The 20266-nt window shown below is 38.6% G+C and carries 18 protein-coding genes and 1 pseudogene; 7 read left to right on the top strand and 12 right to left on the bottom strand.

Translation table 11 applies throughout. The features are described 5' to 3' along the window. Together I2F17_RS10405 and I2F17_RS10400 are read right to left on the bottom strand one after the other, a co-directional pair. Positions 1 to 107 (bottom strand): annotated as a pseudogene (locus tag I2F17_RS10405) (IS982 family transposase); the annotation flags it as partial. Between the two features lie 599 nt (positions 108 to 706). Beyond that, on the bottom strand, positions 707 to 1144 hold the full coding sequence (locus I2F17_RS10400; protein WP_196421784.1) for a DUF2147 domain-containing protein: 438 nt from the start codon (positions 1142 to 1144) through the stop codon (positions 707 to 709). A 47-nt stretch (positions 1145 to 1191) separates the two neighbouring features. On the opposite strand from I2F17_RS10400, the gene I2F17_RS10395 reads away from it, so the two are divergent. Beyond that, the gene (locus tag I2F17_RS10395; RefSeq protein ID WP_235985027.1) at positions 1192 to 2148 is read left to right on the top strand and encodes an alpha/beta hydrolase; all 957 of its coding nucleotides are present in this window, start codon (positions 1192 to 1194) and stop codon (positions 2146 to 2148) included. Between the two features lie 69 nt (positions 2149 to 2217). On the opposite strand, the gene I2F17_RS10390 is transcribed toward I2F17_RS10395, so the two are convergent. The 5 genes from I2F17_RS10390 to I2F17_RS10370 form a co-directional block, all read right to left on the bottom strand. Beyond that, on the bottom strand, positions 2218 to 5235 hold the full coding sequence (locus I2F17_RS10390; RefSeq protein ID WP_211139840.1) for an autotransporter domain-containing protein: 3018 nt from the start codon (positions 5233 to 5235) through the stop codon (positions 2218 to 2220). Between the two features lie 104 nt (positions 5236 to 5339). Beyond that, positions 5340 to 7109: a protein-disulfide reductase DsbD gene (gene dsbD / locus I2F17_RS10385; protein ID WP_235985951.1), complete on the bottom strand. Its 1770-nt coding sequence runs from the start codon at positions 7107 to 7109 to the stop codon at positions 5340 to 5342. Positions 7110 to 7168: 59 nt separating this feature from the next. Then, a complete protein-coding gene (locus I2F17_RS10380) occupies positions 7169 to 7936 on the bottom strand; it encodes a transporter (RefSeq protein ID WP_211139838.1) in 768 nt (255 codons plus the stop codon). Between the two features lie 14 nt (positions 7937 to 7950). Continuing rightward, on the bottom strand, positions 7951 to 8496 hold the full coding sequence (locus I2F17_RS10375) for an ankyrin repeat domain-containing protein (protein ID WP_196421788.1): 546 nt from the start codon (positions 8494 to 8496) through the stop codon (positions 7951 to 7953). Between the two features lie 105 nt (positions 8497 to 8601). Further along, the gene (locus tag I2F17_RS10370; protein WP_196421789.1) at positions 8602 to 8955 is read right to left on the bottom strand and encodes an HPF/RaiA family ribosome-associated protein; all 354 of its coding nucleotides are present in this window, start codon (positions 8953 to 8955) and stop codon (positions 8602 to 8604) included. Between the two features lie 212 nt (positions 8956 to 9167). Between I2F17_RS10370 and puuE the strand changes: the two genes are divergently transcribed. The 4 genes from puuE to I2F17_RS10350 all read left to right on the top strand — a co-directional run bounded on the left by puuE (position 9168) and on the right by I2F17_RS10350 (position 12080). After that, positions 9168 to 10130 (top strand): allantoinase PuuE, encoded by a 963-nt coding sequence (gene puuE / locus I2F17_RS10365; RefSeq protein WP_196421790.1) that lies wholly within the window; start codon positions 9168 to 9170, stop codon positions 10128 to 10130. Between the two features lie 38 nt (positions 10131 to 10168). After that, a complete protein-coding gene (gene uraD, locus I2F17_RS10360; protein WP_196421791.1) occupies positions 10169 to 10672 on the top strand; it encodes a 2-oxo-4-hydroxy-4-carboxy-5-ureidoimidazoline decarboxylase in 504 nt (167 codons plus the stop codon). Continuing rightward, entirely contained in the window at positions 10669 to 10998 is a 330-nt protein-coding gene (gene uraH, locus I2F17_RS10355) for a hydroxyisourate hydrolase (RefSeq protein WP_196421792.1), read from the top strand. Before uraD ends, uraH begins: the two co-directional genes overlap by 4 nt. A 209-nt stretch (positions 10999 to 11207) precedes the next feature. Beyond that, positions 11208 to 12080 carry an outer envelope protein gene (locus I2F17_RS10350; RefSeq protein WP_196421793.1) on the top strand — a complete coding sequence of 291 codons (873 nt, stop codon included), beginning with the start codon at positions 11208 to 11210 and terminating at the stop codon, positions 12078 to 12080. 47 nt (positions 12081 to 12127) lie between these two features. Here the strand turns inward: I2F17_RS10350 and hpxO are convergent, their stop codons facing one another. Further along, on the bottom strand, positions 12128 to 13285 hold the full coding sequence (gene hpxO, locus I2F17_RS10345; protein ID WP_211139837.1) for an FAD-dependent urate hydroxylase HpxO: 1158 nt from the start codon (positions 13283 to 13285) through the stop codon (positions 12128 to 12130). A gap of 163 nt (positions 13286 to 13448) precedes the next feature. Between hpxO and alc the strand changes: the two genes are divergently transcribed. Both alc and I2F17_RS10335 read left to right on the top strand, forming a co-directional pair. Beyond that, on the top strand, positions 13449 to 14459 hold the full coding sequence (gene alc / locus I2F17_RS10340) for an allantoicase (protein ID WP_211139836.1): 1011 nt from the start codon (positions 13449 to 13451) through the stop codon (positions 14457 to 14459). Between the two features lie 9 nt (positions 14460 to 14468). Beyond that, the gene (locus tag I2F17_RS10335) at positions 14469 to 14966 is read left to right on the top strand and encodes an ureidoglycolate lyase (RefSeq protein ID WP_213014476.1); all 498 of its coding nucleotides are present in this window, start codon (positions 14469 to 14471) and stop codon (positions 14964 to 14966) included. Between the two features lie 470 nt (positions 14967 to 15436). Here the strand turns inward: I2F17_RS10335 and parE are convergent, their stop codons facing one another. The 4 genes from parE to gshA form a co-directional block, all read right to left on the bottom strand. Beyond that, positions 15437 to 17317 carry a DNA topoisomerase IV subunit B gene (parE, locus tag I2F17_RS10330; RefSeq protein ID WP_196421799.1) on the bottom strand — a complete coding sequence of 627 codons (1881 nt, stop codon included), beginning with the start codon at positions 17315 to 17317 and terminating at the stop codon, positions 15437 to 15439. A gap of 3 nt (positions 17318 to 17320) precedes the next feature. After that, positions 17321 to 17938, bottom strand: coding sequence for a YqiA/YcfP family alpha/beta fold hydrolase (locus I2F17_RS10325; RefSeq protein WP_211139834.1), 618 nt, complete (start codon positions 17936 to 17938; stop codon positions 17321 to 17323). A 183-nt stretch (positions 17939 to 18121) separates the two neighbouring features. Next, positions 18122 to 18613, bottom strand: a complete 492-nt coding sequence (locus I2F17_RS10320; protein WP_196421801.1) for a disulfide bond formation protein B — start codon at positions 18611 to 18613, stop codon at positions 18122 to 18124. 10 nt (positions 18614 to 18623) lie between these two features. Next, on the bottom strand, positions 18624 to 20213 hold the full coding sequence (gene gshA / locus I2F17_RS10315) for a glutamate--cysteine ligase (RefSeq protein WP_196421802.1): 1590 nt from the start codon (positions 20211 to 20213) through the stop codon (positions 18624 to 18626). Positions 20214 to 20266 lie beyond the last annotated feature (53 nt).

Genomic DNA, 20266 nt, shown 5'->3' with positions numbered 1-20266 from the left:
CGTATTCGTTTGAAGTATTGATTCTGTTTTAGAAATTTCAAATAAGTGGATTCAAATTTTATAAAAAAATCATCAATGGTACAGAATAAAGCAGTAATATCAGTCATGAGGATTAGAGTGGTAAGTCGTGTCTAGTAACTCAACTTATGGCTCTAATCCTTGGCTTTTTCAAATAAATCCTTAAACAGGATTCGGGTTAGATAATCTTTTATTTTAAAAACAATTGATTATATGTTTTTAATCATATTAGATCTTTATATAAATATCTATTTTCTGTCACTTACGCTTGATTCCAATCCAAAATAATAAATATAGACAACCCGAATCCTGTTTAAGGAATTCAATTAAGCTACTGTTTTATATATTTTTATATCAATAAATGCTTTCCTTTACTGTCTAGTATAATAAATAGACCGATTTCCTTTAAAAAAACAGCGCTGAGTGACTAAAAGTATATGCTACATAATTTCAGTATTTGATCAAAACACCATAAGAAAATGATTTTAAAATAAAATATCAAACAGGATTAGAGTTATATAAGAACATATAAAATAATAACTTAATAATATTTATGATCTATCCTTCGAATTAAATACATAATTCGACTTTAATGTTTTTTATTCATGGTAAGGTAAAACGAGTTGTATTTCAAATCATGTAAATATGACCTAGCCATGATTGCGTTTAAATAAATATTATATGGTCACTACTGAATACGTTGCCAAATTTGATTACGCCCCAATAAGGAAATACCAATATAACCACGCAGTTTTAATGTTTTATTTTGATTTAACAATTCACCTTTTAAACGATAATTTTTTCCATTTTTAGGATCGATAATCGTGCCTTCTTCATATTTATTGTCTCCTACACTTTTTAAACCACGCACAATAACTGCTCCTTGTAATGGTTTGTTGTGATACATTCCTTCACACTCTCCACATACCCCATCTTCACCAGCGACTAAAATTTTTTGAATAGTGGCAGAAAAAGTACCATCACGCTGTTGATTAAAAACCACCTGTGCTTTTGGTTGATTCGTTTCATCATCTATGGTTTTCCATACACTGCCATTTAATGGGTCAGCCGCATGTGTTATGGTGAAGAAGCCTGTTAGGGCAATTGCACATAATATTTTTTTCATCGCATATTCCTATATATTTTTAGCGTGTGAAATATTGCACATCATACATGACTATTTATAGCGAATATATGCATCTCAAGGCCATTATTATGCATGAAATGTGGAAACAACTATTTGTCGAATCTTGCCTTAAAGGTACATTTCGCTACCCCAGTCGCTATCAATTTTCACCACGAACAATGCGTCATTTTACTGGCCAAATATCACAAGTTTTCCCATGTCATCAGCACGGATTAAATTTAGACACTTATAGTTTAGCCGAACTCACTGTTGAAAAAATCACCCCTGTACAGACCACTTCAAAAAAAATTATGCTTTACTTACACGGGGGTGGGTTTTGTTTAGGTTCAATCAAAACACATCGAGCGTGGTTATGTGAGGTGGCTCGTTCAACAGGTCTCACCGTCATGAGTTTGGCCTACCCATTGGCACCTGAAACTCCTTTTCCCGATCTCACCGAAGCTGTTTATACAGCCTATAAAGCATTGATCGATTCAGGTATCGACCCCAAAAATATTATTTTAGCAGGAGATGATGCTGGTGCGAATTTAGCACTTGGATTAGCTTTACGTTTAGTACGTCAAAAAAATACAGCTTTACCGTGTGGACTAATGTTGCTGTCCCCTTTTATTGACCTTACCCTTACCAGTAATTCGGTCAGATATAATCAAAAACATGATGCACTTTTATCAATTCATTTTTTACAAAAAGCCATTGGGTATTATCTAAAAAATACACAGTTTGACCCTTCTAATCCTCGAGTATCTCCTTTATTTGATGACTTATCTGGTCTTCCTCCATTACTTATACAAGTTGGTAGTAAATCTATGCTCATGGATGATGCTAAGCGATTACAAGAGATGGCAAAACAAGCAGAAGTTGACGTCAGTTATAAATTATATACAGGCATGTGGCACAACTTTTTTATGTTTAATGCATGGTTTGAGGAAGGAAAAATGGCATTAAATGATATGCGTCATTTCATTGAACAGCGTTTAGATTAACATCACATATCGATCAATCAATCGCTGTTTTAATTAGCGACTGATTGATTTTTTGGGCAACAATTGTCTCTAAAAGCGATAATTGAACTTTAATGTACCTTCATTGCTGTTACTTTGACCTGCAAATTGTCCTGTATAGTTCAATCCAACATTAAACTGCTCTGTAAGCGCAAGATTTATACCTACATCTAATTTTGCAAGATCTTTTGCAATACGTGGACCATCAAGACGATAACTTGAAGCACGATTCAATTGTAGATTCGCTTGACCTTGCGTATCGCCCATAGCATGTTGCCAACCTAAACCAAACTGCGCAGTCATCGGCATCGATGCAATTGTTAAATCATGCTGTGCTTTTAATCCTAAGGTGGTAAACGTGGTATTACTGGTAAGTTTTTTACCTTGCAAGTTTGCCACATCAGCACCTTGCTCTTGGAATGCTTTCGTTTGTGTGACCACATGTGCTAGGCGTGCATATGGGCTTATTGGCATGGCTGTTGGCTTAAACCAGTATTCAGCAAATCCTTGTAAACTGTAAACATCTAAATCTGCAGTGCTTTGGGCATTCAAGCCATTCATATGAATTTGACGTTGTACCAACACATCTCCCCAACGACCAAGCACACCAAATGTTGCACCTGCACGGTCATCTGTGTAACGACCATACACCCCCATTTGACTGTTATTATCTTTGGCCTTAAAGGCTTTATCTGACACTTTTCCTGTTCCTTTGGCTTGACCTAAAATCACACCAAAACTACTGTTGGCATTGAGTGGTAATTCTGCACCAACCACTGCACCATAATTATTATAATTTGAATCAGACACATTCGATGCTTGATTACTGAAACGACGGCTATAATTATTTAACCAAATATAAGGCTGTGCTTGATACTTTTGTGTGGTAATAAAGTCTGTGGTTGCCATCGAATCTTGTGTTGCATTGATCGCCAAAGATGCATATCCCTCACCAGAGAGACTATTATATGACTGTATTGCTTGTTCACGATTTTGTTTAGCCACAAGATTATATAAGCGATGACCCAAACCTAAGCTTTCTATGCTGTTTGCCACTTGGTATTGGTTGGCTGTTTGCGCAACACTATTAAAGCGTTGGTCATTTCGTAACAGCTGTAAAGTCACCGTATTGGCTGTATAGTCTATTTTAGGCGTAAGAAAACTGTACGCACTATTCACCGAAGCAAAGCGACCTGTGACCCCTTTTGTGGTGTTTAAAATAACATACTCAGACAAGAGGTTATACTGATCACTTAAACCCACCTGCAATATACTGGCGGCATTAATTTTTGCTTGTCCACCAACGTCTATACCACTACTCATCGCACTGTTGGCTTGCGTCAACACCCGAAGTGTTCCTTGATCTAAAATTAAATCACCACTTACAGACAGTCTATTTAAGGATGGTGTTAAATCAACCACACCACCTTGTAAAACCTGTAAATTTTGTAGCTGACCTGCACCTTGTAACGTTCCACCTTGTTCAATAATGGTTGTACCATTTAAGCGATTCGTTACATTTAATTGACCATTTTGTACACGGGTTGTTCCTGTAAAACCACTGCCATCACCTGTGTATTGCAACAATCCTGTACCTTGTTTATAAAATGTACCCGATCCTGTTAGTGTGTTGGCTAGACGCTCTGTACTACTATGATTCAAGACTAAATTGGCCTGATTTAAAATGTCTCCTTGTCCAAAAGCACTCCCATTACTGCCCACAAGCGTACCACCAAGTAACTGTGTACCGCCTGACCATGTATTTCGTCCCGCAAGTGTCAGTGAACCTGTTCCTAGCTTTTCTAATTGCCCTTTGCCAGAAATATCATTGAGCCACACATCTGCCGCTGAAAGACCACCATCAGCAGCATTCATATTAATGCTCGTTTTCTGATTCAATGCACCATAGCCATTGGCAGCTTTATACAAATTGAGTGTGTCATACCCTAAAGCATTGTCTAATACCCCTCCTCTTGCATTTGAGGTGGTTTGTAAAAGCTCTCTACGTTGGCTATTGGTTAAATAAGGATAACGTGTTTCAATTAAAACCTCTGCTTGATCAGGCACAACAGGAGCAAGCGTGGTGTCGCCTATTGCTGTAAATGCATTTGCAAAAGTATATTTATCGTAAAGTGTTTTATTGGCTTGGTACTGTGTGTAAAGTTGATTTAAATCGGTTGAGCCATAACACCCAGTTATACTGCCACCACATTGCGTTGCAAAAAATGATTGGGCTTGCTGGTGAGCATTGCGTCTTAAATCTGCATTGTTTAATAAACCTTGTATTGCATAATAAGTCGCATGCATACGACCGCCAATGACATCTAATGGCGAGTGAATACCTGCAATAACACGACTATAGCCCATTTCACCTGCACGTAAAACCAAATCAGCCTGCTGTTGGGGTACAGCATATGCCACACCTAACGCAGCCAAATACCCTGCATTGGTATGCCCACTTGGAAACCCACCATCACTTTGACCTGTTGCAGGTACTCTCGCTGCCAATGAAGGCTGTAAAATCCATTTTAAATCTTGACCATCAAGCACTTGGCGAAAAGGTCGTGGATAATTGAACGCATTTTTAGCAGGATTACTCGTTGCAGGATAGCGTACAGCGCTCACTAAACTTACCAATTGGCCTAAATTATTATTGGTCGTACCTAAACCATTGCCTTTATCTGACACTGCACCTGCATAAGCTTCTTTAGGTATACCTTTAACTGTTGTAAATGCACCCGTTTCTTTTTTTAATATGTCTTGTAAAGGGCCTAAAGCTTGAATCACCGCATAGTTTGCATTTTGGCTATCAATTTCATAAGCCTGTATTTCTTGCGTTGATGTTCTGTTTTTTGCAATATCAACAGACAATCTTACATTCTGATCTAAGATGCTTGCCCCGACTGCTGTAGGTGTTCCTGTATTCCATGTTGCACCTGGTTTCCATAAATTATTAAATCCAGAAAGTACATCAATACCCGATTTTACAGGGGGAGTATCTGCAAATAAAACCGCACTTTGTAAAGTAAAACCAATCGCCACAGCCAGTCGATTTAATTGAAATTTCATGATCAAAGATACATCACTAAATAAGATGCAGTTAATATAAGCACCTTAAATGACATTACCTTTACTGAATCTATATTTACATATAATAAACAAAGAAATATTGATTATTGAGCCAGTTGTTCAAGCTGTGTTTGTAATTTTTGTTGTTCAAACTCACCTGTTAAACGTAAATCTCTACGTTCTTGATGCGCTTTGTCTAAAAACAGATACGTTGGTGGCCCTAGAACATGCCATTGATCCAAAATATTTTGCTGAGAGGTGTTGTATCGACTCAAGTCTAGTTTAATCAAATAATACGGACGTAATGCATTTTGAATATTGGGCTGTTTTAACATTACATGCTCAATCGGTTGACATGCCACACACCAATCTGCATACACATCGATCACTACAGCTTGATTTTGAGGTGCACTGCGTAGTAAATCATTAAACTCTTGTTCATTGTTTGCCACATGCCACACCACAGCATGACTGATGCCTTGAGATTGTTGTTGATACTGTATTTGTTGCATGCTAAATGCTGCGACCACTGCCAATAGTAAAATGCCATAACACACTTTAAGCTTAAACGTATATTGATATATAGCGTATATCGCATAACCTGCAAACGCCAAATATAATAACTGTATAGACCCATGCAACCAAAATGGCTGAAGTAAAGGTCTTAAAAAATATAGTGCTAAGCCAAGCATAATAAATGCAAAAATAATTTTGACTTGGTTCATCCACAACCCAGCTTTAGGTAAGATTTTACTGCCTAAAATACTGACCAAAAGTAAAGGAATTCCCATCCCTAAACCCAGTACAAACAACAAAAGCGCACCGTGCCACTGATTTTGAGTTTGTGCAATAAAAAGAAGTGCGCCTGCAAGAGGTGCTGTCATACATGGCCCAACCAATAAAGCCGAGACTGCCCCCATAACGATGGCACCCACATATGACCCCCCACGTTGTGTCGATTGTAAATGATCTAAACGCGTGGTCAAAAATCGAGGTAATTGGATTTCAAATAAGCCAAATAAATTTAGTGCAAAAATAACAAATAAGGTACTAAATGCAATCAGCGTAATGGGTTGTTGTAGCCACCGTTGAAACCCTAAACCAATATAAGACGCCATTAACCCCAATAAGGCATACACTGTTGCCATACTTAACACAAACACCCCTGCAACCAACCACGCACGTGCACCCTTTTTTTCCCGAATCACTAAAGAACTCACAATAGGTAGCATTGGTAAAGAACACGGCGTAAATGCAAGCAATAATCCAAGACCTAAAAACAAACTTAAGCCATACCACAATGAGTGTTGTTCTAAACGAGATGCCCAATGCTGATCCGATGCTGTATTGCTCGTGGTGGGCTGAGAAATAGGTTGTGTGGGTTGAGCAGTGGTTGGCCATGTTTCCTGTTGGCGGCTCAGGGCTTGGTCAAATACACTGCGTTGTAAAGATTGATTATTTTGAACTAAAACCAAACCATTAATATCAGTTTGAAATTGTGTATATTGCGGTGGATAACACAAACGATCTTTTGCACAACCTTGCCAAGACACTTCATATGTGGTGTTGGGCTTAGGCTTGATCTTTAAATCAAGTCGATCAAAATACACCCATGTAGTGCCAAAATTTTCGTCGTGTTGTTGTATTGCTGTCGGAAATAGTAGCTGAACAGCGTTGTGATTGGCACGCACCGTCACTTTATTTTGATACAAGTAATAATTGGGTGCAATTTTCCATGCCAAGGCAATGGTGTTGTTATCCACCGCCTCATGACTAAACTCAAATGCTTGAGATGCAGGAAGCAATGGTTCTTCTGCGTGTGCTGTTATGGTCGCTAAGCAAGGTAAAATCACCAACGCCATGACCCACAACATGTTTATAACCTGACGACACAGAACAACCATAAGAAACTCAAATACTTAGTCAGCAGAATTTAAAATAAGAATGATACACCTAAACCACCAGTGTAATCAGGAACATCTCCACCTAAACCCATGCCAACACTGGCATCTAACTGCATGCGAGCATTCACCGCATAAATTAACCCTGTAGCCAACGAGGTTTGATTGGCTTGGCTTTCTTGCTTACGAAAGACAAACTCAGAATAGCCGGACCATTTTTTTGATAAACGATAGCTCAATGTTGGCACAGCAGTTACAGCAAAATCACGATTTTGCATTTCATAACGCATCGTGATTCCTGTGGTTAGAATATCATTTTGCACATACTGTACACTTGATGCTAATGCATAAATATTATCTTCTGCTGTAAATTGATCATTGCCTGTGGCCACAATAATTTGACCCAACAACGCCATCGTCATGCGTTCATCATTTAAATCAACAGCATGTTTAATCCCAACACTCACATCGCCTAGCCCATTTTCTTTCACGCTGTGACCTTGAGTTGTGGTTTTAATCCATCCTGGACCGCCAAAACCAAGTTGTAGTTCCGTATTTTTGGTTAAGCCTGTACGAAACTCCATATCACCTTGAATTGACACCGTATTTTGTAAATCGTTATTAATACTTGGTGGCGTATATTTAACTGTAGGTAGACTTTGTTCCCATGCAACATGTCCTACAGGAGTAATACTTGTACCAAACCCTGTACCTGGACGGTCAAAAGAAAAATCATCGGCAAACGCATGCGCGCTCAGTAACATTGAACAGATCACTGTCATTTTAAAGGTTTTTTTCATTACAATACCCATATTTAAACGCTGAGTTCTTTAGACATTTTTGCACCATGCTCACGCAATAGTTGCAATGTTTGTTGCTCTTCTGGTAAAGCTTCTGACCAATCGATGTCATCATAATCGCAGTCAAAAAATAATTGACTCACCGAAGATAAAATAGTGAGATCTTCATCATCTTTGGTATTTGGATTCACGTTTAGATTTAATAGTCGTTGTACCGCAGGCACACAAGCTGCACTTGAGCAGTCCCAAAGCGGGCCATAAAACTCTTCAGCATCCCATAAATGAACATTGGCACCTGCAGCAATCAATGCATCTAAAATATCTAAATGAATCTGTAGTTTTTGCTGTTTTTGTTGTTCTGTGAATGGTGTCCCTTCTGTATATGCCGTAGATACCACTTCCCACCAGTCAAAAATCCCATCACACACGATAGAAATAGGAAGTCCTTTTTCAGGCGCAATAAAGTTTACATCTAATCCTTGCGCCAAAGATTGCTGTATGGTTTTTATATCTAAAGCTTCAATGGCTTCAATAAACTCTTGCTGTTGTGCAGTTAGCATCTTTACGCCCATATAATATTTTTTTTAGTGTAACAAGAAAGCCTACACTAAACGACAAAAAAGCACCTTTTTCGGTGCTTTTTTGTCGTGCATATAAAAATACAACTATAGAGGCTCAGGTGCCACATCTAAAGGTTTTTGATCACGTGGTTTTTTTTGTTTTTCAAACAAATGTTCAAGGCTATGTTTCAGGCGCTCAACTGCACCATGAATCGCATTGTCAATGCTTGCCGCTTTGTGTGACACAGCAACAGGTTTTAGACCCGCAGGACGTGCTTCAATCATACAGCGTAAGTCGTTATCTCCGCCTTTGGCCGCATTTTCATCACTTAAATGTACAGAGAAATGGGTTATTTTCTCGCCATGACGCTGAAATTTGTCACTAATTTCAGTTTGTACATAACTGATTAAACGCTCACTACTTTTAATATTTTTATCGGTGCGGATTTCAATATTCATACATTATCCTCGCTTTTCGCTGATGTGGTGCAAAAATACATCCCTTTATTGCACCTGTCTTTATTCACAAGATTAACCAAAATCGGTATAACAGTATTGGTCTTTAAAACGAAAGTTTCTCTTGCCTTTAAAGTGTCCTTGTACTTTTAATATGATCTAACTTTAAAAATATGCAAGTAGATTTTAAAAAAACTTATCAAAAGGATAACAAATTGACAACTTCATATCTGCGTGGTCAAGACTTAATTGATCATATTCGTACCACACCTTATAGCCGTGATTTGATTGGCTATCATGGTGAAAACCCAAAGATTTCTTGGCCTAATCAAGCACGTGTAGCGGTACAATTTGTACTGAACTACGAAGAAGGCAGTGAAAACCATGTCGAACATGGCGATCTAGGCTCAGAACAATTTTTGTCTGACATTATTGGTGCATCGAGCTTTCCTGACAAACATATGTCTATGGACTCTATGTATGAATACGGCTCACGTGCAGGATTTTGGCGTATTCACCATGAATTTAAAAAACGTCAACTTCCCATGACGATTTTTGGTGTAGGTATGGCATTGGCACGTAATCCCTACATTGTTGAAGCGATCCAAAACAGCAACTACGACATTGTGTCTCACGGCCAACGTTGGATTCACTATCAAGATATGGATATTGCATTAGAACGCCAATATATGGATCAAGCCATTAGTGTGATTGAAACCTTATTTGGTCAAACACCTATGGGTTGGTATACCGGTAGAGATAGCCCAAATACACGTAAATTGTTGGCTGAGTTTCCACAAATTAAATACGACTGTGATTACTATGGTGATGATTTACCCTTTTGGACATCACTCACCACAGACCAACAAACCCGCCCACATTTAATTATTCCATATACCCTCGAAAGCAACGACATGAAATTTTGTTCACCCGGTGGTTTCAATAGTGGCGAGCAATTTTATCAATATTTAAAAGATGCTTTTGATGTGTTGTATGCAGAAGGTGAAACCGAACCCAAAATGATGTCGATTGGTATGCATTGTCGTATTTTAGGTCGACCGGGTCGTTTTCGTGCATTACAGCGTTTTTTAGACTACGTTCAACAGCATGAACATGTATGGGTTTGTCGTCGTAATGACATTGCCGATCATTGGTATAGCCAATATCGCCAAACTTAATTTTTTCGCCACACTATTTTAATTATTTTGAGATTTTTATGCAGCTCAATCAATTCAACCAAGTACCATTACCCGATGCGACATCACTGTTAAAACATTGTGTGAACATTGATTCATGGGTCACACATATTGAGCAACAGCGCCCATTTAAGTCTAAAAGTGAACTTTTAAGCTGTGCCACACAGCAAACCCAAACTTGGTCATGGGCGGACATCGCATCTGCACTGAGTAAACATCCTCGAATTGGTGAAAAACCTTCAACGTCACAACTGTCTGTCCAAGAGCAAAAATACTCAAATACCGAACAAGCGAAGATCTCTCAAGATCAAGATACACAACAGGCATTGTTGCAAGGCAATATGGCATATGAAGCAAAGTTCGGTTTTATTTTTTTAATTAAAGCCGTAGGTTTGTCGAGCCAAGAGGTGCTCAAACAGCTTCATAGCCGTTTACATCACGACATACATACTGAACAACAGGTTGTAAAACAACAACTCGCGTTGATTGCACTACATCGCTTAGATCAAGGAATTGACCCATGATTAGTACTCATATTTTAGACACCAGCTGTGGAAAACCCGCCAGTGGTGTGCATGTTAAATTATTTGATGCCCACACACATACATTAATTGGACAAGGCCATACAGATGCAGATGGTCGGTTAAAGGATTTTGTCACCACCAAGCATGTATTGACCACAGGAGCATATCAACTTGAATATGACATCTTGCCGTACTTTCAAGCACGACAACAAGACACGTTTTTTCCAAAAGTATGTTTGCAGTTTTATATTGCCAATCTGAATGAGCACTATCATATTCCATTACTCATGAGTCCATACGCTTACTCAACCTATCGAGGTAGTTAACACAAACAAAACATAAGTGGCTCATAATAAAAGTTTTTATATAAATAATTATTTTTTGTTTATTTTTTTTAATAAATTTTATAAAGTGTGGTTCATTTTTTGCTAGGTAAGCCATGACATGGCTTATCTCGTATTTTTTATCACTTTGATATGAAATATCTTGATCCACTCTTTTACTCAGTCAATCTCAGACTATTTGGGGGCGCTCTATGCGATTCAAACACCAATCTAACGATAAAAAATCAGCAGTTGCCATCGCACTGTTATCGTCTTTTTTGTTCTCTACGTCTGCATCTGCTTTGACGTGGAGCAATAACTCTTTGGGTTGGCGTTATGGAACAGATTTCGCTGAACCGTATAAAAATAATAATGATGGGTCTCGAACAGATATTAAAAAGCAAATTTATTCATTTACGCATGCTAGTGGCTATGCTTATGGTACCAATTTTTTAAATGTAGATTTTTTACAGTCGTCATCTGAACCAAATACAACCCAAGCTGGTGGTAAAGGAACGCAAGAAGCCTACTTGGTTTATCGTAATAACATTGATATTGGAAAAGTATTTAAAACTGATTTGTCATCTCAAGGCATTCAAGGATATGCCCTCACAGCAGGTCTTGACTGGAATACAAAAAATGACGGCTACGGGTCTAAAAAACAAATGTGGGTGGTTGGACCAACCATCAACTTTGATGTACCTGGCTTTTTAAGTTTAAGTGCATTGGTGTTTTTCGAAAGCAATAAACCTTCTGCCGTTAATAAGCGTTATAACTATGATCCACACGCTGCATTTCAATTAAGCTGGGGCATGCCAATCGGTAAAACACCGCTGTCTTTTGAAGGTTTTGCACTGTGGATCGACTCTAAAGGAAAAAATGAGTTTGGTGGCAAAACTGCGGCTGAAACCAATATTGATGCCCGTGTCATGTATGATTTGACTTCACTTTGGGGCAAAAATGATAAAACTTTCCGTGCAGGCTTTGAATACCAATATTGGCATAATAAATTTGGTAACCCAACGACAGGAAATAAAGGGGCAACTGCAAGTACACCAATGATCCGTGTAGACTATAACTTCTAATTTTGCATCAGTCTTGGGGTAAATCTATCTACCCCAAGCTGTTTAATTTAATCTAAAACATTGCCCACAATATTATTAATAATCCCTTGCATAATATGCGGACCTTCTTCTTTTTTGAGTGACTCATACCATTGTTGTGTGACGATTGGATCGTGCATATGAGTGACTTCAGAGCGCTTACGTGCGCGTAATACCATGGTTTTAGTACGTTCATTGCGCTTATTTTGATAACGCTCCAAAGCATCTTCTAAGCCCAATGTATTCACTTGTAATGCTCGTGCTAAATAAATCGCATCTTCCATTGCCTGACAGCCACCTTGACCAATATCTGGGGTTGTACTGTGTGCTGCATCACCTAAAATCACTACTGACCCCTTATAAAATGTTAAAAATGGTTCAATATCATGAATTTCAACACGATTTGTGGTCGTTGCATCAATATGATCAATCAAATGCTGTACTTGAGGACACCATCCTTGAAAGTAGTCTTTTAAATTTTCTTGATAATTTGTACGATCATTTTCTAAACCTATCGGCAATGGAACATCAAAGAAAAAGTAAAAGCGATGATCAGCAACAGGCATAACCGATACTCTTTTTCCATCTCCTACAAATGTTGTCCATTGATTTAAAGGTGCTACATCGCTTGATGCATCGACTAAACCATTCCAGTTGACATAGCCTGCATAGCGACGATTCACTTTTTCTCCAAGCACATAAGCGCGAGTCATCGAATGCGTGCCATCTGCACCAATCAATAAAGGTGTTTGTAGTTGAGTGCCATCTGCAAACTCAACATGGACATGGTCACCCTGTTGTGACAGTGCCGTCATACGTTTGCCTAAATGAATATGTTCACGACCAAACTCATCCATCAATAGATTTTGCAACTCTGCACGAGATACAGGATAAGGTTTTTGACCCACTGCTTTAACTAAAGGATCTAAGCTAAAAGCAGTTAGGGTATCGCCTGTATGCCCATCGACATAGGCGAGATTATCCATTTGCCCACCTATACGTTGAATTTTATCTGTTAGACCCAAATAGTTCATGCACTTCACACCATTGGACCACAATGAAATTGCTGCGCCTACAGGTAAAATTTGCTGGGTTTGCTCATAAATCGATACATCATGACCGAACTTTTTTAGTGCAATACCCACGGTAAGGCCTGCCATACCCGCACCAATAATGACTACTTTCATTTTAATTTCCATTTATTTTTAAATTATCTATGTATATATAGCCAAAAATGTGCCATTTTTTCAGCATTACATACAATCTATACTGATTTTGTGCAAAGTAACAATGTGGCGTGAGATTTGCTTTTAACCCAAAAACTCTATAACTCATCAAGGAATTTATCGTATGGCAACACTTCTTGCACCTGAGTTCGAACAACCAGATGAACTTAAAAATCTGACGAATTTGGCAGATCTGCGTATTGGCGCAGAAGTGGTTGATTGTTCTGATCAATTTTTTGCAGAAGCCAAACGCATGTTGGCCTTTGATGCACCCATTTTTATAGAAAATGAGTTTGATGATCATGGTAAATGGATGGATGGATGGGAAACTCGTCGTAAACGCCATGCAGGATATGACTGGTGTGTGGTAAAACTTGGGGTGGCAGGTCGTATTCAAGCTGTAGATATAGACACTACATTTTTTACAGGCAACTACCCTGCCTCTGCATCAGTTGAAGCATGTTATGCCCCAGATGGTGACCTATCTACAGTCGCTTGGCAACCTGTATTAGAAAATAGTATTTTAGGACCTAGCCAACACCATATTTTTCAAACACAACAACAAAAACACGTATTTACGCATATTCGCTTAAACATTTTTCCAGATGGTGGTATTGCTCGTTTAAGAATATATGGTCAAGTTCAACCACATCAATCAAGCCATGACACCATTGATCTACTCGCACTTGAAAATGGTGGTCGTGTTATTGCTTATAGTGATGCCCACTTTGGTCATCCTCGTCATCTCATTAATCCGGGGCGTGGTATTAATATGGGAGATGGTTGGGAAACCAAACGTCGTCGTGCACCGGGGTTTGACTGGTGTATTTTGGCGCTTGGGCAAGCAGGTGAAATTGAAAAAATTGATATTGATACTGCACATTTTAAAGGAAACTACCCTGCACAAGTTTCGATTCAAGCCACTTATATTGAAGATGCAACCGACCCTCAATTGATTCCACAAAGCATGTTTTGGCCATTTTTATTACCTGCGCAAGACATGCAAATGGATCATATTCACCATTATGTCCGTGAAATTTTAGCCACACAGGCAGTGTCACACATTCGTATCAATATGATTCCAGATGGTGGAATTAGCCGTGTTCGACTTTGGGGAAAAACACAAGCCAAGTAAGGAGTGTATATGCAAGTTGTTCGTATTGAACCACTCACAGTGGAAAATTTTGCCCCTTTTGGAGACGTTATTAGCTGTGAAGGGCATGATTTTTTTCATATTAATGATGCTCATACTGAACGTTATCACAACATTGTTCAGACACAAAAACAGGGACAATCGAACATTGGCATTAGTATTTTTCGAAATATTAAAACCACAAGCCTCCCCTTGCGCATCAAAATGTTAGAAAAACACCCTCAGGGCTCACAAGCATTTATTCCTATGTCTGGGCAAGTTTTTTTAATTGTGGTTGCACCTGCTTTGAATGAAGATTGCCCTGATGTACTAAAAATTCGTGCTTTTTTATCCAATGGCAAGCAAGGGGTAAATTATCGAATAAATACTTGGCATCACCCATTATTAACGTTAGAAAGTCCGAGTGATTTTGCGGTGATTGATCGTATTGGCACAGGGCATAATTGTGATGTTTTTGAATTTGATTTGGCCATACAGATTGGAGAATAGCTGGCTTTTCATAAACCGTTTCACACCGTGATGGCTCCTTTTTACATAACAGCTTAAAAATACAGGGTGTTCATTCAATTTCGTGCACCTGTTTCATTTCTTATGAAAATACAGTATGAAACAGGTGCTGTGATACCATATGGTTGAACTTGATGTAGATGTCATCTGTGATCTAGCGCATTCTTTAGATATGGTAGTGCTAGTCAATATGGCATTAAACTTCTTGCGAAAGTCAAAAAACAATCAATCGAAATCCATGATTTATAAAACATTGCGAAAGAAAATAATCACTGAAATTGCTATTTCGTAAGAGGTCTATTGAATACAAGAAGAAATGCCTAGCAAAAAAGCCCTGCAAATGTGCGCTAATTACACTGCAAAAGACGAATCGGATTTGTACATCAAAGCATATCTTGGGCATGTCTGAGCGCATCATAAAGCATTGTATATGCTTTATGATGCTTGGTGGTTTATAGTGCAATATCTGCTAAATTACCTTTTTGCTCTAACCATTGTTTACGATCAGCCGAGCGTTTCTTAGCCAATAGCTTGTCTAGTAAACTTGCCGTCAATTGTACATCATCTAAATCAAGCTGAACTAAACGGCGTGTATTTGGATCCATAGTGGTTTCACGCAATTGCCCTGCATTCATTTCACCTAAGCCTTTAAAACGAGTAATTTGAGGCGTTTTACTTTTGGTTTTTTTGAGGGTCGCTTCAAGCTCTTGATCATCAAGTGCATAGTACACATCTTTGGCATCATCTATACGATATAACGGTGGCATGGCCACAAATAAATGGCCTTCATCAACCAACGCAGGAAAATGACGTACAAATAACGCACAAAGCAAGGTGGCTATGTGTAAACCATCTGAATCCGCATCCGCTAAAATACAAATTCGTCCATAACGTAATTCCGACAAATCATCACTGCCAGGGTCTACGCCTATGGCAATGGCAATATCATGGACTTCTTGTGACGCCAAAACTTCATCTGAAGCCACTTCCCATGTGTTTAAAATTTTCCCTCGTATGGGCATAATCGCTTGGAAGTTTTTATCTCTCGCTTGCTTAGCACTTCCACCTGCAGAATCACCCTCGACAATAAAGAGTTCGCTTTCTTCACGAGTTAAGCCTGAGCAATCGGCAAGTTTTCCGGGTAATGCAGGCCCAGATGTAATTTTTTTACGCTGCACTTTTTTAGCAGCTTTTAGTCTACGACCTGCTTTAGCAATCACTGCTTCTGCAAGCTGTAATGCCAAGTCTGAATGTTGATTCAACCATAAAGTAAACGCATCTTTTGCAATATTGAGTACAATACTCGATGCTTCTCGACTAGACAGTCGCTCTTTGGTTTGTCCTGAAAACTGTGGTTCTTGAAGTTTCAACGATAAAATATAATTGACCCCATCCCATACATCTTCAGCAGACAATTTGACTTGGCGTGGCAGTAAATTTCGAAGCTCACAAAACTCTCTTAATGCTTCAGTAATGCCTGAACGTAAGCCATTAACATGTGTGCCCCCTTGTGCAGTGGGAATGAGGTTGACATAGCTTTCTTGTATTTGTTCACCACTTTCCACATTCCAGCTCAGCGCAAACTCACAACTTGCACGTTCTGCTTGTCCTTGTGTGACAAATGCTGGAGTAGGTAAAATTTCACGGTCTTGAAGTTCATCCATCAAATAGTCAACCAAACCATTTTCAAATTGCCACTGTATGGTTTCATTGTTCATTTGATCGATGTAATGAATATCTAACCCTGCTGAAAGTACAGCTTTAGCTTTTAAATTATGCTTAAGTGCTTTTAATGCAAATTTTGGGCTATCGAAATATTTCGCTTCTGGCCAAAAATGAACTTTTGTTCCTGTATTTTTTTTTGCGAATTTTCCTTCAACGACAGCTAAAGGCGCTACAGGTATTCCTTGTTCAAAGGCCATGCTATACAAGTGCCCCTGACGTTGTACATCTACTTCTACACGTGTAGATAATGCATTTACGACAGAAATGCCAACACCATGTAACCCGCCTGAAAATTCATAGTTATCGGTACTAAATTTTCCGCCTGCATGCAGTTTAGTTAAAATAATTTCAATACCACTTTGTCCATATTCAGGATGAATATCTACAGGCATACCACGTCCGTTGTCTTGTACAGACAATGAGCCATCTTTATATACCGTAACAATAATTTTATTGGCATGTCCTGCAAGTGCTTCATCTACAGCATTATCAATGACTTCTTGTGCCAAATGATTTGGTCTTGTCGTGTCTGTATACATGCCAGGACGGCGACGAACAGGATCTAAACCAGACAGTACTTCGAGCGATTGCGCTGTATATTGTGACACTTTTTATATTTTCCTTGCTGTAGAACACTGTAATAAAAACATCATGAACATGGGAATTTTGTCCGAAAAGTCATCCATCACATGATAGCCATAATGCATAGTCACCATCGTACACCGTGACGAATATTGCATATAATACTGTTGTGCTTGCTGATAATCTAATACTTCGTCAGGTGTATTAAGCAGTACGAGTGTTTCATTATGGTCGAATTGAATTTCCGTAAGCATTTGATCTAAAAAACATAAATCTTGTTGCTGTAGTGACCATGTGTCTGTCACTTTATAAGGTAGATGAACAAGGCCTATGCGTTGAGCAAACACTTGGCTAGGATTGACGACAGGATTAATCAATACTGCTTTTAGAGCATATAAAGATGCAATATAGTTGGCATAAAATCCACCTAAACTACTTCCTATACAAAAAAATTGGTGATGTGGGTACTGTGCCATATAACACTGTATGTGTTCAACTACTTGCTGAGGTGGCCGATTTAGGTCGGGTAAATATAGTACAACATGAGGAAAATACCTCTGACAATATCTTTTTAATTGCTCACCTTTAACAGAATGAGCATGGCTTTGAAAACCATGAAAATAAATTAAATGTATTGGATTGGCCATCTTACACCTTTAAAGCCTAACCACACGTAGAAGGCCACATCACATGAGTACAGCCTTCGACCATACTTCACATTGCAAACATCACAGCTCATCGCATCAAATTATTGAATGGTTTTGTGTTATAAACTTACCAGTTGTTATTGTAAGATCATAAACACCAAACGACTCATTCAACAATTCACACTATGCTTTACGAAAAAATTGAGTCAGATTTAACAGCAGTAAGACGGCAAAAAACAATAATGACCAAACAGGTAAAGATTGGCCAAATAAAGTCCAATCAATTTTTGCACATTCGCCTGACCCTGTAAGCACTTGAGCAAGCACATCTTTCATGGGTAAAACATCTACCAAATAATTTAAGCCGGGGCCACAACTTGGCACTTCATTGGGTGGCAAATGCTGAATCCAAACATGTCGAGCTGCCACAGCAAATGACCATAAAATACTTAAGGTGGCTAAAAATGCATAAACCACTCTAAAAATACGCTGTTTAGGATGGTGTAAAAAAGCAATCAAAGCAAATAGCCCCATAAAAATCAGGCCAACTCGCTGAAAAATACATAAAGGACATGGTGGTAAGCCTTTAAAATGTTCTAAATATAAGGCAAATGCCATACCGACCATAGAAGATAAAACCAACAAACCATTGATTAAGCGATATTTGAATTTCATGAGATACCTTCTAGTTCACCGATGAGCGAAAACGACTTAAATATTTTTCAAAACTAATCAAATTCGCTTGCTCTAATGCATGTTGTTGATGCTTAGACATCTGGACTAGATCATCAAAATAATGTTGTTTTTCAAGACTGACTTCATGTTTTTCATATACTTGTGCATGTTGTTCTGCCAAGTGTGCACCTAAACGCCATGTTCCCCCATGTGCTAACATGTCTTTAATCACATGCGCAGATAATGTTTGATTAGGTTCTTGTACCCGTTGTTTCATACTCATCAATGCATCTGTATACAATGTGGCATCTACACTTTGATCAAAAACAGTTGCTAAGTCATCCATTTGATTTAAGTGCTGATTTAACCAATCTACCACAGTGATGATGCCATGTCCTGTATCAAAAGTTGCATCACTTGATCGACCGTGTGACACGATATTGGCTTGATTTTTGTCTATACGTGATTGTTCCTGCTCAGAAATGATCGGACTTGGACACAATAAACAATACAGTGCCAATATCTCTAAAAATGCAGCACTTTGTTCTGTTAAACCAATGGCACTGTATGGGTCTACATCTACCGATCGAAGTTCAACGTACCCAACACCACGTGCTTTAAGTGCTTGTGATGGCGTTTCGTTACCTTGTGGTGCTTGTTTGGGTCTAACCAGACTGTAGTATTCATTTTCGATTTGTAATGTATGGTCATTTACTTGAATTGGTTCACCGTGTGCATTGTCTAACCCAAGCTGAGTAAATGGTGCATAAGGCTGTTTCACTGCTTTTTCTAAACCAGATAAATAACCATTTAAATCATCATAGCGAATGCCTAACTGCTTTTGTGCTGAGTTTTGATAGCCATATTTCCCCATGCGTAAGGCTGTGGCATACGGCAAATGTAATGCACCTGCAACAAGGCGTTGTAAATCATGTTCACGATCTAATAAAAAACTGCCACATACCGTTGGGCTTGCACCAAGCAAAAAAATGACCATAGGCGTATAACGAATAAAGTTACGAATCAGACCGAAATAACGCTCACTCCGATAATCTTGCAAACTGAGTTTTTTTAAATTTGGATCTTGTTCACTTTGTTGTAATTGTTCAAACAGCTTATCTGAAAAAGATAAATTATAATGCACACCTGCAATGGTTTGCATTCGGCGACCATAACGTACCGCCAAACCATGTCTATAAAGGGTTTTAAAGCGACCAATATTTGAAGTGCCATATTGTGCCAACGGAATATTTTCTTCTTCTTTATCTAACATACATGGCATAGACATCGGCCATAAACGTTCACCCTTAGGGAGATGCTCATGTGCTATTGCATGAATATCTGCCAAATCTGCCAATGCTTTTTTAATGCTTTGATGAGGTGGCGTAATAAACTCAAGTAAAGCTTCTGAGTAATCGGTCGTAATATGAGGATGTGTGAGTGCAGCACCTAAAGCAGGCGGATGTGGTTGTTTCGATAAATAACCATCACTTTGCATCCGAAGACTTTCACGCTCAATGCCACGCAATGTTCCTTGTAATAACGATGCACTTAACCATGTTGGTGCAACAAAGCCTGTATTGGCATGGGGCTGACTCATAAACCTTCACTCACTCAATTTAATGCGATTACAATATTTGTACTTATCTATAT

Source organism: Acinetobacter baretiae, from assembly GCF_015627105.1.
Lineage (GTDB): Bacteria > Pseudomonadota > Gammaproteobacteria > Pseudomonadales > Moraxellaceae > Acinetobacter > Acinetobacter baretiae.
The sequence above is the reverse complement of the archived record's forward strand: the minus strand, read 5'-3'. Positions and strand labels throughout refer to the sequence as shown.

Excerpts from the sequence above, each read along its gene's own strand:
- dsbD (WP_235985951.1), bottom strand. The coding sequence starts at position 7,109 with ATGTTGTGGGTCATGGCGTTGGTGATTTTACCTTGCTTAGCGACCATA.
- I2F17_RS10370 (WP_196421789.1), bottom strand. The coding sequence starts at position 8,955 with ATGAATATTGAAATCCGCACCGATAAAAATATTAAAAGTAGTGAGCGT.
- gshA (WP_196421802.1), bottom strand. The coding sequence starts at position 20,213 with ATGAGTCAGCCCCATGCCAATACAGGCTTTGTTGCACCAACATGGTTA.
- I2F17_RS10375 (WP_196421788.1), bottom strand. The coding sequence starts at position 8,496 with ATGCTAACTGCACAACAGCAAGAGTTTATTGAAGCCATTGAAGCTTTA.
- I2F17_RS10380 (WP_211139838.1), bottom strand. The coding sequence starts at position 7,936 with ATGAAAAAAACCTTTAAAATGACAGTGATCTGTTCAATGTTACTGAGC.
- uraH (WP_196421792.1), top strand. The coding sequence starts at position 10,669 with ATGATTAGTACTCATATTTTAGACACCAGCTGTGGAAAACCCGCCAGT.
- uraD (WP_196421791.1), top strand. The coding sequence starts at position 10,169 with ATGCAGCTCAATCAATTCAACCAAGTACCATTACCCGATGCGACATCA.
- I2F17_RS10400 (WP_196421784.1), bottom strand. The coding sequence starts at position 1,144 with ATGAAAAAAATATTATGTGCAATTGCCCTAACAGGCTTCTTCACCATA.
- I2F17_RS10390 (WP_211139840.1), bottom strand. The coding sequence starts at position 5,235 with ATGAAATTTCAATTAAATCGACTGGCTGTGGCGATTGGTTTTACTTTA.
- I2F17_RS10320 (WP_196421801.1), bottom strand. The coding sequence starts at position 18,613 with ATGAAATTCAAATATCGCTTAATCAATGGTTTGTTGGTTTTATCTTCT.
- I2F17_RS10335 (WP_213014476.1), top strand. The coding sequence starts at position 14,469 with ATGCAAGTTGTTCGTATTGAACCACTCACAGTGGAAAATTTTGCCCCT.
- I2F17_RS10325 (WP_211139834.1), bottom strand. The coding sequence starts at position 17,938 with ATGGCCAATCCAATACATTTAATTTATTTTCATGGTTTTCAAAGCCAT.
- I2F17_RS10350 (WP_196421793.1), top strand. The coding sequence starts at position 11,208 with ATGCGATTCAAACACCAATCTAACGATAAAAAATCAGCAGTTGCCATC.
- alc (WP_211139836.1), top strand. The coding sequence starts at position 13,449 with ATGGCAACACTTCTTGCACCTGAGTTCGAACAACCAGATGAACTTAAA.
- hpxO (WP_211139837.1), bottom strand. The coding sequence starts at position 13,285 with ATGAAAGTAGTCATTATTGGTGCGGGTATGGCAGGCCTTACCGTGGGT.
- I2F17_RS10395 (WP_235985027.1), top strand. The coding sequence starts at position 1,192 with ATGACTATTTATAGCGAATATATGCATCTCAAGGCCATTATTATGCAT.